Origin of the sequence: Arthrobacter sp. AL05, from assembly GCF_029960715.1 — a bacterium.
Taxonomy (GTDB): Bacteria; Actinomycetota; Actinomycetes; order Actinomycetales; family Micrococcaceae; genus Arthrobacter.
Genome location: NZ_JASBRC010000009.1, coordinates 106,452 through 119,783, shown reverse-complemented (window position 1 = coordinate 119,783; position 13,332 = coordinate 106,452). Strand labels below are relative to the sequence as shown.

At 65.3% G+C, this 13,332-nt stretch carries 10 protein-coding genes; 8 read left to right on the top strand and 2 right to left on the bottom strand.

Features of this window, described 5'->3' with window-relative positions:
- The first annotated feature begins 375 nt into the window (after positions 1-375).
- The gene (locus QK287_RS12505) at positions 376-669 is read left to right on the top strand and encodes an antibiotic biosynthesis monooxygenase family protein (protein ID WP_282360274.1); all 294 of its coding nucleotides are present in this window, start codon (positions 376-378) and stop codon (positions 667-669) included.
- Positions 670-766: 97 nt separating this feature from the next.
- Here QK287_RS12505 and valS read toward each other — a convergent pair whose 3' ends face one another.
- Positions 767-3,385 (bottom strand): valine--tRNA ligase, encoded by a 2,619-nt coding sequence (valS, locus tag QK287_RS12500; RefSeq protein WP_282360273.1) that lies wholly within the window; start codon positions 3,383-3,385, stop codon positions 767-769.
- Positions 3,386-3,729: 344 nt separating this feature from the next.
- On the opposite strand from valS, the gene QK287_RS12495 reads away from it, so the two are divergent.
- The 7 genes from QK287_RS12495 (at position 3,730) to ndk (ending at position 12,229) form a co-directional block, all read left to right on the top strand.
- Positions 3,730-4,194 carry an alanine:cation symporter family protein gene (locus QK287_RS12495; RefSeq protein ID WP_282360272.1) on the top strand — a complete coding sequence of 155 codons (465 nt, stop codon included), beginning with the start codon at positions 3,730-3,732 and terminating at the stop codon, positions 4,192-4,194.
- A 17-nt stretch (positions 4,195-4,211) separates the two neighbouring features.
- Positions 4,212-4,970, top strand: coding sequence for an SDR family oxidoreductase (locus QK287_RS12490; protein WP_282360271.1), 759 nt, complete (start codon positions 4,212-4,214; stop codon positions 4,968-4,970).
- Positions 4,971-5,118: 148 nt separating this feature from the next.
- The gene (locus QK287_RS12485; protein WP_282360270.1) at positions 5,119-6,201 is read left to right on the top strand and encodes a glycerophosphodiester phosphodiesterase; all 1,083 of its coding nucleotides are present in this window, start codon (positions 5,119-5,121) and stop codon (positions 6,199-6,201) included.
- Positions 6,202-6,598: 397 nt separating this feature from the next.
- Entirely contained in the window at positions 6,599-9,967 is a 3,369-nt protein-coding gene (ileS, locus tag QK287_RS12480; RefSeq protein ID WP_282360269.1) for an isoleucine--tRNA ligase, read from the top strand.
- A 3-nt stretch (positions 9,968-9,970) separates the two neighbouring features.
- Positions 9,971-11,329, top strand: coding sequence for a folylpolyglutamate synthase/dihydrofolate synthase family protein (locus QK287_RS12475; RefSeq protein WP_226774577.1), 1,359 nt, complete (start codon positions 9,971-9,973; stop codon positions 11,327-11,329).
- A gap of 3 nt (positions 11,330-11,332) precedes the next feature.
- The gene (locus QK287_RS12470; protein WP_282360268.1) at positions 11,333-11,776 is read left to right on the top strand and encodes a DUF4233 domain-containing protein; all 444 of its coding nucleotides are present in this window, start codon (positions 11,333-11,335) and stop codon (positions 11,774-11,776) included.
- A 39-nt stretch (positions 11,777-11,815) separates the two neighbouring features.
- Entirely contained in the window at positions 11,816-12,229 is a 414-nt protein-coding gene (gene ndk, locus QK287_RS12465; protein WP_226774575.1) for a nucleoside-diphosphate kinase, read from the top strand.
- Between the two features lie 101 nt (positions 12,230-12,330).
- Here the strand turns inward: ndk and QK287_RS12460 are convergent, their stop codons facing one another.
- Complete coding sequence (locus tag QK287_RS12460; protein WP_282360267.1) at positions 12,331-13,002, bottom strand: vitamin K epoxide reductase family protein; 672 nt, start codon at positions 13,000-13,002, stop codon at positions 12,331-12,333.
- Positions 13,003-13,332 lie beyond the last annotated feature (330 nt).

Sequence of the window (13,332 nt, the reverse complement as noted above, 5' to 3'; positions counted from 1 at the left end):
AACGATTCAGTGACACTTATCCGACGCAGCCTACGGCACAGTCAGATGATGGCTACCAGTGACGAGGTAGGAAGACCTGGAAATCCAAGGATCCCGCCAGATTGCCTGAGACGTCACGTGGCAATCGAAAGTCGAAGCCCCACCAACGGCAAAACGCTGATGGGGCTTCCCCTTTGCCCCAAAATGCGGGTTATAGGGCAAAATGCGGGTTGCCCCAAAATCCGACCGGTTCACATTGCGCCTGTTCAGCAAAGTCGCAGGAACAACTGGCCCGGCACCGCTGTTGCCACCAATGGCAGGGCACCGCTCCGGGTGCCGTGGTGGCCGGCATCCAGGCCGGGTGTCCCCTCTGCCACCTGCGACCATTGGAGCTCCATGCCCATCACAGCCCACCTTGACTTGACCCTGAAGGCAGAAGCCCTTCCCACGGCGGCGGAGGTGCTCCGCGGTATTCTCGCCGACACGCGCGCCTTTGACGGCTGCCTCGGTGTTGATGTCCTTGTCGACAGCCACGACCCCGCACACTTTCTGGTGGTGGAACGGTGGGAGTCGATTGAACACGACTCCGCATACCGCGCGTGGCGCGCAGGCGCCGGCGCAAGCGGACTGGGGGAGCTGTTGGCCGCACCGCCGGTGCTGACGCACTTCGAGGCCGCAACCGGGATCTGAGGCCCCGGAAAGCAAGGATCAGCCGGACAAAAGAGGGACCTCCGCCCGGCGTGAGCCGGGCGGAGGTCCCTCTTTTGGTCTCCCGAGCGGACAGCCGTCAGGCTTGCCCGGTCTCCTCGGCCGGGGCCAGGACAACGTCGCCGACGGTCAGTTCGCCGTCGCCGCCCACGAGGATCAGTTCCCGGGCGTTGGCCGCGGCCTTCAGGTCGGCCAGGCCGGCTTTCAGCTGGGTTGTGAGGGACTCCGGAGCCGTGATGGTCGCCGACAGGACCTCGGTGCGCTGCTTGACCTTGGCCTCCGATTTGGCTTTCCGGATCCCGCTGAGCGCGGTCCCTACGGTGGCCAGCAACGTGGTGTCACCGTCGATTTCGACGGCGGAGGGCCACTGTGCACGGTGAACCGAACCCGTCCGCCACCAGCTCCAGACTTCCTCCGTGGCGAACGGCAGGAACGGGGCGAAGAGGCGCAGCAGGGTGTCCAGGCTCGTCGCCAGTGCTGCCAGGACCGAAGCCTGTTCAGTCTCGCCTGCGGCACCGTAGGCGCGGTCCTTGATGAGCTCCACGTAGTCATCGGTGAAGTGCCAGAAGAAGCTCTCGGAAATCTGCAGGGCGCGGGCATAGTCGTAGTTTTCGAACGCCTTGGTGGCCAGGCGGACCACCTCGGAGAGCTGGGCCAGCACGGCCCGGTCCAGGGGATTGCTGAGCACCGCGAGGTCACCCGAAACGACGGAGTCCTCGGTGGCGCCGAGATTCAGCACAAACTTCGAGGCGTTGAGCAGCTTGATCGCGAGCCGGCGCCCGATCTTCATCTGCGCGATCTCGTAGGCGGTGTCCGCGCCGAGCTTGGCCGAAGCCGCCCAGTAACGCACGGCGTCCGAGCCGTACTCCTCCAGCACATCGGTCGGAACGATCACGTTGCCCTTGGACTTGGACATCTTCTTGCGGTCCGGGTCCAGGATCCAGCCGGAGATGGCGGCGTGCTTCCAGGGAGCGGAGTCTTGCAGGGCGTCGGCGCGCACGGCGGAGGAGAACAGCCAGGTCCGGATGATGTCGTGGCCCTGCGGGCGGACGTCGAAGGGATAAACCTTGGCGAAGAGAGCCTCGTCGGTGCTCCAGCCGCCGACGATCTGCGGGGTCAGCGAGGAGGTGGCCCAGGTATCCAGCACATCGGCGTCACCGGTGAAACCGCCCGGAACGTCGCGCTGGGCTTCCTCGTAGCCGGGTGCCGCGTCCGCTGCGGGGTCCACCGGCAACTGCGCGTCGGACGGGACGACCGGAGCTGCGAAGTCCGGGTTGCCGTCGGCGTCCAGCGGGTACCAGACGGGAACGGGCACACCGAAGAAGCGCTGGCGGGACACGAGCCAGTCGCCGTTCAGTCCGGAGATCCAGTTCTCGTAGCGGGAACGCATAAATGCCGGGTGGAATTCGATTTCGTGGCCGCGGGCAATGAGCCGCTCACGGCGTTCGGCGTCACGGCCGCCGTTGCGGATGTACCACTGGCGTGACGTTACAACTTCAAGGGGCTTGTCGCCCTTCTCGAAGAAGTTCACCGGGTGCATGATCTTCTTCGGCTCGCCGTCGAGCAGTTCCGCTGCCGCCAGCAGCTCCACCACGCCTTCCTTGGCGCTGAACACGGTCTTGCCGGCGATCGCCTCGAAGTGCGCGCGGCCTTCGGCGGTGGTGATCCACTCCGGGGTCTCGCCCATGATGCGCCCGTCACGGCCCACGATCGCGCGGGTGGGCAGCTGAAGCTCGCGCCACCAGGTGACGTCGGTAAGGTCGCCGAAGGTGCAGACCATGGCAATGCCGGAGCCCTTGTCCGCCTTGGCGAGCGGGTGGGCCTTGACCTCCACCTCGACGCCGAACAACGGGGAGGTGACCTTCTTGCCGAACAGCGGCTGGTAGCGTTCGTCGTCGGGATTCGCCACGAGCGCGGCACAGGCGGCCAGCAGTTCCGGGCGGGTGGTCTCGATGAAGATTTTCTCGCCGCCCTCGGTGAAGAAGGGGAAGCGGTAGTACGCGCCGGCAACTTCGCGGTCCTCCAGCTCGGCCTGGGCCACAGCGGTGCGGAAGGTCACGTCCCACAGGGTGGGCGCCTCGGCCATGTACGCATCGCCGGCAGCCAGGTTCGCCAGGAAGGCACGCTGGGAGATGGCACGGGACTTGTCGTCGATGGTGCGGTACGTCAGGTCCCAGTCCACGGACAGGCCGAGGGTCTGGAACAGGTTCTCGAAGACCTTCTCGTCCTCGACCGCGAGCTCCTCGCAGAGTTCGATGAAGTTCCGGCGCGAGACGACGTCGAAGTCGCGCTGGTTTTTGGCCGGCTCCGCCGGGGGGCGGTAGCCGGCGTCGTATGCGGTCGTGGGGTCGCAGCGCACACCGAAGTAGTTCTGCACGCGTCGCTCGGTGGGCAGGCCGTTGTCGTCCCAGCCCATCGGGTAAAAGACATTCTTGCCGGTCATCCGCTGGTAGCGGGCCAGGACGTCGGTCTGGGTGTAGGAGAACATGTGGCCGACGTGCAGCGAACCCGACGCGGTGGGCGGGGGAGTGTCGATCGAGTAGACCTGCTCCCGGGTGGTGTCCGGGTTGAACTTGTAGGTCCCGTCGTCAAGCCAGCGCCGGGTAAGCGCGGTTTCCAGCCCTTCCAGGGCGGGCTTGTCCGGAACATTGATGGGGGCGGTGGTGGGCGTGTCTGTACCCTGCGTGTCTTCAGCCATGGGGCAATTCTTCCACGGCCGGAGGACCCCGCAGGGCAACGGCGGGAAGGCGGGGCATCAGCACCGAGGTCGGATCGATTGTTCTTACGCGATTCCGCCACCGGGAACCGTGTCAGATACCCATCAAAGAGAGCCGCAAATGCCGTAGGGGATTCGAAATGTGATAGCGATCACGGTTGATTGGCGTGCTAGTGGAGGAATGTCAATTTCCCAAGCGCTGCCAACACAAGCTGCCTCCTGCGGAATCGGCTGGCTGACGGTCGTAGAAAGCACGGCAGATACGGTCTTTCAGCCGGTCACCGGGAGCTTCTCAGATATTGTCTTTCCCCATCACTATCGGTGAGGTGAGCTTTCCGGCCGTCGTGGCTTGGATCATCGGCGCCGGTGTGGTCTTCACGATCTACTTCGGCTTTATCCAGTTCCGCTGTCTCAAGACCTCTGTGGCAGTCTCGCTCTTCGCCTTCTCCACCCCGATCACCTGGTCCTATTACGGGCTCAAAGCCTGGGAATACCTCTTCGGCCGGAGCAAGGCCTCCGAGCTCAGCTGCAAGTGGGTCTTCCGTTTCTTTACCGTCGTGGGAACCGTGCTGATCTTTACCGTCGTGGGAACCGTGCTGACCTTCACCCAGGTGCTGAACTTCGCCGACGCTGCACTGTTCGTCTGCGCCTCCGTGAACCTGCTCGGGGTCTACTTGCTGCTGCCGGTCAACAAGCGAGAAATGAAGGAGTACCTCGCGGACCGGAAGTGCGGCAAGCTCAAGGTCCTCGGCCTCGAGGACGAGGACCTTGAATCCAGCACCGTGCGCTGATCCACTAGGGTGGTGCCATGACTGAGGGAATCCAGCACAAAGCGGCAGTAGTAACCGGCGCCAGCACCGGAATCGGCGAGGCCACCGTGCGGGCGCTCCGGAGCGCGGGCTGGACGGTGTACGCCGTGGCCCGCCGCGCGGACCGGTTGGCGGCGCTTGCCGCGGAAACCGGCGCCGTCGCCTTTCCGGCGGACGTGACCGACGACGCCGCCGTCGCCCGGCTGGTGGACGAGGTGACCCGCGCCGGCGGGATCGACACCCTGATCAACATTGCCGGCGGCGCCCGCGGCGCGGACACGGTGGCCGGGGCAAAGACCGAGGACTGGGAATGGATGTTCGAGGTCAACGTTCTCGGCACCTTAAAGCTCATCCGGGCCTTCCTGCCAATGCTGCGTGCGGTTGGCGAGGGTACTGTCCTGAATCTGACGTCGACGGCCGGATTGTCCGCTTATGAGGGGGGCGGCGGCTACAACGCGGCAAAGTTCGGCCAGCACGCGCTGACCGGTGCCCTGCGCCTCGAAGAGGCCGAGCACAACCTCCGCGTTATTGAGGTGGCGCCCGGCCTGGTGCAGACGGAGGAGTTCGCCCTGAACCGCCTCGGGGACCAGGCCTCCGCCGCCAAGGTCTATCAGGGAGTTGAGAAGCCGCTCACCGCAGCGGATGTCGCGGACGTCGTCCGCTACGCCGTCACGGCGCCGCACCACGTGAACCTCGACCAGATTGTGATTCGGCCGGTAGCGCAGGCCGCCAACCACAAGCTGATCCGCAAAAGCTAGGCGGGGTCCGCCGGGGTCCACCGGAAACCGGACGCCCGGCGTTCATCTGCACTTGGCTCTGCCGTGGGCCAGGGGTGGTGCGCTGTTGGCCGCGGGCGGGGACCGTGGCGGGTGCAACTGCACACCACCAGAGTGGAGACTCATCCCCATGCGCACCACGACCAAGCTCGGCGCCGCAGTACTGAGCGCCGCCCTGCTCCTCGCCGCCACGGCCCAGGCCGACGCCGCCGACACCCGTTCCCGCGATTCGGGCACAGGCGCCGACCACGACTTTGACCTTCAGGCGCACCGCGGCGGCATCGGTCTCACCGTCGAGTCGACGCTGGCATCGTTCGCGAAGGGCCTCGAGACCGGTGTCTCGACGCTTGAACTTGACCTCCAGATCACCAAAGACGGCCGCGAGGTGATTACCCACGACCGCAAGATCAGCGACAAAAAGTGCCAGGACACCGCGCCGGTGACGGCGGGCGACCCGCAGTTTCCCTACGTCGGCAAATACGTCAAGGACCTGACCTTCGCACAGGTCCGGAGCCTGGACTGCGGTTCGCTGACCCAGCCTCAATTCCCGGGCCAGGCAGCGTCCCCGGGCGCCAAAATGCCCACCCTCGCCGAGGTCTTTGCGCTGGCCCGGTCCTACCGTGCCAGCCAGGTCCGGTTTAATATCGAAACGAAGGTCGAAGCCGGAGCGCCCGAGGAGACCGCCCCGCGGGAGCAGTTCGTGGACGTCGCGCTGCAGGAAATCAACAAGGCGCACATGCAAAGCCGGGTCTCCATCCAAAGCTTCGACTGGGGCTCGCTGCGCCTGGTCCGGGAACGCCAGCCGCAGATCCCCACCGTTGCCCTGACCAACAAGGACTTCCTTGAGGCCGGCCAGCCCGGCAGCTCGCCGTGGCTGGGCGGTATCGACGCGGACGACTTTGGCGGGGATCTGGTCGCGGCCGCGGCCTCCCTTGGGGTCAATGCCGTGTCCCCGGTACACGGCACGCCCCAGGATGGCGCAGTCACCGATCAGGACTACGTCCCGTATGTCACCGCCGACATGGTCAGCCGGGCACACGCCGCCGGCATGCAGGTCATTCCGTGGACCGTCGACGACAAGCCCACCATGCGCGCCCTGATCGCCCTCGGGGTAGACGGCCTCATCACGGACTACCCGGACCGGCTGCGGGACGTTATGGCCGAATCCGGCATAAAGCTGCCGCGCAGTTTCGAGCTCAAGACCGGCCGCTGAGCGGCCGTAGCGCACCGACGGGCTTGGTTACCCCGTGGTCGATATTGACCGCGGGGTGGCCCGGCCCAGGTTCCGGCGCAGCGGGACTCGGTGCAGGCACAGCGGAGCCGCGACAGTTGTTAGACTTCTTGTAGCAGCTTCGACCCGGCCATCACCGGTGAGCTTCCGGAAGAACGTCCCGATGCCGCATTAAGCGGACCGGGACCGGTAGAACCGGACGGGTAAGCCCGTCACAGCAGTAATGAGCGGCCGCCGCCGTTGGTCCCTCCAGGGGGCGCACGCGGTGACGGTAAGTGAGGTGGTACCGCGGTGCCGGTGTTGTCGAAAGACAGTGCAGGAGCCGTCCTCGCATCCTGAATGAATCCACTTGTTCACTAGCTCAACCCAGGATGTCGAGATGACTTACTACCCGAAGGCCTCCGCTGCTCCGTCCGGCGCAGGCGCCACCACCTCTGCCGCGAGCACCTCTGGTGTACCGGCCTCCGTGAAGTTCCCGGAGATCGAAGAGCGCATCCTCAGGTACTGGGATGAAGACGGCACGTTCCAGGCCAGCATCGATCAGCGCGAGTCCGACCTTCCCGGCGGAAAGCCCGGCAGCAACGAGTTCGTTTTCTACGACGGCCCGCCCTTCGCCAACGGCCTGCCGCACTACGGCCACCTGCTGACGGGTTACGCCAAGGACCTCGTGGGCCGCTACCAGACCCAGCGCGGCCGCCGCGTCGAACGCCGCTTTGGCTGGGACACCCACGGGCTGCCCGCCGAGCTGGAAGCCATGAAACAGCTGGGCATGACTGATAAGACCCAGATCGAGGCGATGGGCATCGACAAGTTCAACGACGCCTGCCGCGCCTCGGTGATGAAGTACGCCGACGAATGGAAGAGCTACGTCACCCGCCAGGCGCGCTGGGTCGACTTCGAGAACGACTACAAGACACTCAACGTCGAGTACATGGAGTCCGTGCTCTGGGCCTTCAAACAACTGCACGAAAAGGGCCTCACCTACAATGGCTACCGGGTGCTCCCGTACTGCTGGAAGGACGAGACGCCGCTGTCCAACCATGAACTGCGGATGGACGACGACGTCTACAAAAACCGCCAGGACCAGACCGTCACGGTCACCTTCCCCATCACTGCGGGGGACTCGGAACTGTCAAAGCAGCTCGCCGGGGTCCAGGCGCTCGCCTGGACCACCACACCCTGGACGCTGCCCACGAACCTGGCGCTCGCCGTCGGGCCCGCCATAACCTACGTTGTGCTGCCGGCCGGACCGCAGGGGATCAAAGCCGCATCCGCCGATGCCCCGGTCACCGGGCGTTTCCTGCTCGCCGGGGACCTCCTTGGCGCCTACGCCAAAGACCTCGGCTACGGCGACGGCGCCGAGGGTGTGGCGGCTGCCGAAGCCGCCGTCACCTCCCGGCACACCGGCGTCGAGCTTGAAGGGCTGACCTACGAACCGCTCTGGGACTACTTCTCCGACGCCGAGAAGTACGGCACCGAGAACGGCTGGCGCTTTCTTGTGGCGGACTACGTCACCACCACCGACGGCACCGGCATCGTCCACCAGGCACCCGCCTACGGTGAAGACGACCAGAAAGTCTGTGAAGAAGCCGGGATCCCCGTGGTCCTTTCGGTCGACGAGGGCGCGAAGTTCCTGCCGCTGTTCGGCCAGGGCGACCTCGCCGGGATCGCCGGGCTGCAGGTCTTCGAAGCCAACAAGCCCATCACCCAGGTACTCCGTGCCCAGGGCCGCCTGGTCCGCCAGGCCAGCTACGAGCACAGCTACCCGCACTGCTGGCGCTGCCGCAACCCGCTGATCTACCGTGCCGTGTCCTCCTGGTACGTGGAGGTCACCAAGTTCAAGGACCGGATGTCCGAGCTGAACCAGGAGATCAACTGGATCCCGGGCAACGTCAAGGACGGCCAGTTCGGCAAATGGCTCGCCAACGCCCGCGACTGGTCGATCAGCCGGAACCGTTACTGGGGCAGCCCCATCCCGGTCTGGCAGTCCAGCGATCCGGACTACCCGCGCACCGACGTCTACGGCTCGCTCGCCGAGATCGAAGCCGACTTCGGCCGCCTGCCGCTAAACAACGACGGCCAGGTCGACCTGCACCGGCCGTTTATTGACGAACTGACCCGCCCGAACCCGGATGATCCGCGGACCCCGGCGGAAGGCCAATCCGTCATGCGCCGGGTCGAGGATGTTCTGGACGTCTGGTTCGACTCCGGGTCCATGCCCTACGGTCAGGTCCACTACCCGTTCGAGAACGAGGAATGGTTCGACACCCACAACCCGGCGGACTTCATCGTCGAGTACATCGGCCAGACGCGCGGCTGGTTCTACATGCTGCACATCCTCTCCACCGCACTGTTCGACCGGCCCGCCTTCCGCAACGTCATCAGCCACGGCATCGTCCTGGGCTCGGACGGGCAGAAGATGTCCAAGAGCCTGCAGAACTACCCTGACGTTTCCGAGGTCCTGGACCGGGACGGCTCCGACGCGATGCGCTGGTTCCTGATGTCCAGCCCGATCCTGCGCGGCGGGAATCTCGTAGTCACCGAGCAGGGCATCCGCGACGGCGTCCGCCAGGTCATCCTGCCGCTGTGGAACGTCTACAGCTTCTTCACGCTGTACACGAACGCATCGAACGCAGTGGACGGAACAGCGTCCGGCTACGATGCGAAGCTGCGCCATGACGGCTACGCCGACACCCTGGACCAGTACCTGATGGCTAACACCGGCGACCTGGTCCGAAATATGACCGCCCAGTTGGACAGCTACGACATCTCCGGCGCCTGCGATGAACTGCGCAGCTACCTGGACATGCTCACGAATTGGTACGTCCGCCGCAGCCGGCAGCGCTTCTTCGACGAAAACCCCGATGCCTTCGACGCGCTCTATACGGCGCTGGAGACGGTGTGCCGGGTCGCGGCCCCGCTGCTGCCGCTGGTCTCCGAGGAGATCTGGCGCGGCCTCACCGGCGCGCGTTCCGTGCATCTGGCCGACTGGCCGGACGCTGAGCTCTTCCCGGCCAACCCGGGACTCGTCGAGGCGATGGATAAGATCCAGCAGATCTGCTCCACCGGATCCTCACTGCGAAAGGCCGCCAACCTCCGGGTCCGGCTGCCGTTGCAGGAACTCACTGTTGTGGCACCGGGCGCCGACGCGCTGGCGGGCTTCGCCGGTGTTGTCGCCGACGAACTGAACCTGCGGTCCGTCCGCCTGCTCGACGCCGGGGGCGCCTCGCCGGCGGAGTTCGGGATCGAGCAGAAGCTCGTAGTCAACGCCCGGGCCGCCGGACCGCGGCTGGGCAAGAACGTCCAGCAGGCCATCAAGGGCGCCAAGTCCGGCGACTGGTCAGTCAGCGAGGCAGGTGTTGTGACCGTCGGCGGGCTCGATCTCGAGCCGCAGGAATACACCCTGGAAACCGTCGTCGCCGAAGCCGCTGAAGGCGCCGGTTCGCGCGCGGCAGCCGTGCTCCCGGGCGGTGGGTTTGTGGTGCTCAACACCGAGGTCACACCCGAGCTCGAGGCCGAGGGCCTGGCCCGGGACATGGTCCGTAGCATCCAGCAGGCCCGCAAGGATGCCGGGCTCAATGTCAGCGACCGGATCAGGACCACCGTCGCGGCGCCCGTGGACGTCATCGACGCCATCCGGGTGCACGAAAACCTGGTATCCACCGAAACGCTCACCGTGGAACTCGGGCTGTCCTCCAACGGAGACGGCACCGAGTTGCACATCGCCGTCGAGAAAATTGAGGCCTAAGCCATGACCGACGAATTCTCCGTAGAAAGTGTCTACGCCGAGCTGCTGGGGCGTGCCCCGGAAAACAAGATGGAGCCGCGGCTGGCCCCGCTGCACCGGGCGATGGACATCCTGGGGGAGCCGAACAAGGCGTTCCCGATCATCCACGTCACCGGCACCAACGGAAAGACCTCGACTGCCCGGATGATCGAGGCCGGGCTCCGCGCCCACGGCCTGAGCACCGGGCGCTACACGAGCCCGCACCTGTCCAAGGTCACCGAACGGATCAGCATCGACGGCGCTCCGGTGCCGGATGAGACGTTCGTTCGGATCTGGGACGAGATCCGGCCCTACCTTGCCATCGTGGACAGCGAACTTGAGGCCGCGGGCCAGCCCCGGCTGACCTACTTCGAATGCCTCACCATACTGGGCTTCGCAGTCTTCGCCGACCAGCCGGTCAACGTAGCCGTCATTGAGGTTGGCTTGGGCGGGATCACCGACGCGACCAACGTCGGGGACGGCGAGGTCTTTGTGGTCACGCCCATCTCGCTGGACCACACGGACCTGCTGGGCGAGACAACCGAGGAGATCGCCCACGAAAAGGCCGGCATCATCAAGCCGGGCGGCTTCCTGGTCAGCGCCGCGCAGCCCCGGGACGCGGCCCAGGTGCTGCTGGAGAAAGCCAAGGAAACGGCCGTCCCGTTCCGCTTTGAGGGCGTTGAGTTCGGCGTCGAAAACCGCACCGTCGCCGTCGGCGGCCAGATGGTCACCATCCAGGGCATCGCGGGCCGCTACGAGGACCTTCTTGTGCCCCTGCACGGGGCCCACCAGGCCGAGAATGCGGCCGTCGCGATCGCTGCGCTGGAGGCTTTCTTCGGCGCTGAAAAGCCGCTCGACCCCGGGCTGGTGCAGGAGGCCTTCGCCTCGGTCACCTCGCCGGGCCGGCTCGAAGTGGTGCGGACCGCACCGACCATCATCGTGGACGCCGCGCACAACCCCGAAGGTATCAGGGTCTCGGCCGAAGCCATCCATGAAGCGTTCAGCTTCACAAAGCTTGTGGTGGTGGTCGGCGTGCTGCGGGAAAAGGACGCCGAGGAAATCCTGCGCCAACTCAAGGAATCCCTAGGCGGGCTCTCCGCAGAGTACTGCTTCACCCAGTCCAATTCGCCCCGCGCCGTGCCGGCCGAGGACCTTGCGGAACTCGCGGTGGACCTCGGGTACGGCGAGGACACCATCCACGTGGCCGAGAAGCTCGACGACGCCCTCGAATGGGCGGTGGAACGCGCCGAAGCCAATGACGATCTCGCCGGCGGCGTCCTGGTCACGGGCTCCATCACGCTCGTCGCCGAAGCCCGGATCCTGCTCGGAAAGGCGGACGCGTAGACCATGGCGAAACTTACCAAGGCCCAGCGCGAGTGGCGCCCCGGTATGCCCAAAAAACGCCGCTCCACCAAGGTTATGTTCGCCTCCACGGTGCTGCTCCTTGAAGCGTTTGTGATCCTTTTCGGCACCCTTACCGTGTTCGGGCTGCGGCGGGACGAATTCCCGCCGGTCCTGATCTTCTCCGTTGGCATCGCGTTGAGCCTCATCTACGCCTTCACCTGCGCCGTGCTTTCCCGGCCGTGGGGTGTGGCGCTGGGCTGGATCCTGCAAATCGTGCTGATCCTGGCAGGGATCCTGGAACCGGCGATGTTCCTGGTCGGTGGCCTCTTCGCGCTGGCCTGGTGGTACGGCATCCGCACCGGCATCCGGATTGACCGGGAAGCCGCCCAGCGGGACCACGACCAGGCCGCCTGGGACGCATCCCACCCCGAGGGCCAAAGCAACTAGACTTATTTCCGAACCCCACCCCTACACATTGGAGCAGCTGTGAGCATTGAGCGCACCCTCGTCCTGATCAAGCCCGACGGCGTTAGCCGCAACCTGACAGGCAGCATCATCGCCAGGATTGAAGCCAAGGGCTACACCCTGGCCGAGCTGAAGAAGGTTGATGCGAGCCGCGAACTGCTGGAGCAGCACTACGAGGAGCACGTGGGCAAGCCGTTCTACGAGCCGCTCGTCGAGTTTATGCTCAGCGGTCCGGTAGTAGCCGCGATTTTCGAGGGACACCGCGTGATCGAGGGTTTCCGCTCGCTCGCCGGCACCACCGACCCCACGACGGCGGCGCCGGGCACCATCCGCGGCGACTTCGGCCGCGACTGGGGCCTGAAGGTCCAGCAGAACCTCGTCCACGGCTCGGACTCGGCGGAGTCCGCGGAGCGCGAAATCAAGATCTGGTTCTAGGTTCCTGACCGCCCAGCCGCGAGGTGGCAGCTAAGGCCAATGTTCGAGTCGAACATTGGCCTTAGCTGTCACCTCGCGGCGGTTAACCGGTGTACTTCGGTTCAGTAGCCGGAGGTTCCGATGAAGACCTGGATAAACGCGAAGAAAATGGTGGCAACCACTGCGACGTAAAGCAGCGCGGTGATGACCCAGCCGGAGTCGCCCAGGATCCTGGTTGGGCCCGCCGGCAGCCTGATCACGCCGTGCGTTACGTTGCGGACTGTGACCCAGACGAAGAGCGGAATCATGGCGGCCCAGACGATCATGCAGAACGGGCAGAGGATATGGATGGAGTACAGCGCCTGCGACCAAAGCCAGACCACAAACCCGAAGCCAAGGGTCACGCCGGCCTGCAGCCCCAGCCAGTACCAGCGGGCAAACGCGGCTCCGGAGAGAATTCCCATGGCTGTGGTGATGATGACCGCAAAGGCCACGATTCCCATAAACATGTTGGGGAAGCCGAACACCGAACCCTGCCAGGTCTGCATAACCTGCCCGCAGGAGATCCATGGGTTCACATCGCAGACTGTTACATGGTTCGGATCCTTGAGTACCTCGAGCTTTTCCAGCACCAGGGCCCCGGAGGCCAGCCAGCCAACGACGCCGGTGATCAGCAGGAGCCACGCGAACGGGCGGTCGCGTGTCATCGGCGGCAGCTGAAGTGCGTCGGCTGAGGTGCCGCGGCGTTGCTGCCGCACGGCTGCCTCGTCGGTGGCGCTGGAGATGCTGGGCATGGAATGGATGTCCTTCGCTTGGATGCAACTGGTCCGATTGTATCGCCGGACCCTGGAGGGAGTCCGGACGCTGTTGCCTTCATGGGGGATTCGGTCCACGGGGCAGGCCGGATGCCCCGCTTACGCCTGCTCGGACGTGTCCTGTGAGACAATGATCGTGGCTGGAACCCGATCCACATCCGGGTCCCGGTCCGGCGATTTTGTTCCCAAGACCGCCAATGATGAGCAGGGAGCCACGGATCCTCTGATCCAGGCTGTCCCGCAATGCCATTGGACGGCACCTGGTTGTGGTGTGTAGATCAACGGGTTTCAGAGCAATTCCGCCGGCTC

What these genes read in the sequence shown, in the direction of transcription:
- QK287_RS12505 (WP_282360274.1), top strand. Translation starts at nt 376, where the DNA reads ATGCCCATCACAGCCCACCTTGACTTGACCCTGAAGGCAGAAGCCCTT.
- valS (WP_282360273.1), bottom strand. Translation starts at nt 3,385, where the DNA reads ATGGCTGAAGACACGCAGGGTACAGACACGCCCACCACCGCCCCCATC.
- QK287_RS12490 (WP_282360271.1), top strand. Translation starts at nt 4,212, where the DNA reads ATGACTGAGGGAATCCAGCACAAAGCGGCAGTAGTAACCGGCGCCAGC.
- QK287_RS12485 (WP_282360270.1), top strand. Translation starts at nt 5,119, where the DNA reads ATGCGCACCACGACCAAGCTCGGCGCCGCAGTACTGAGCGCCGCCCTG.
- ileS (WP_282360269.1), top strand. Translation starts at nt 6,599, where the DNA reads ATGACTTACTACCCGAAGGCCTCCGCTGCTCCGTCCGGCGCAGGCGCC.
- QK287_RS12475 (WP_226774577.1), top strand. Translation starts at nt 9,971, where the DNA reads ATGACCGACGAATTCTCCGTAGAAAGTGTCTACGCCGAGCTGCTGGGG.
- QK287_RS12470 (WP_282360268.1), top strand. Translation starts at nt 11,333, where the DNA reads ATGGCGAAACTTACCAAGGCCCAGCGCGAGTGGCGCCCCGGTATGCCC.
- QK287_RS12460 (WP_282360267.1), bottom strand. Translation starts at nt 13,002, where the DNA reads ATGCCCAGCATCTCCAGCGCCACCGACGAGGCAGCCGTGCGGCAGCAA.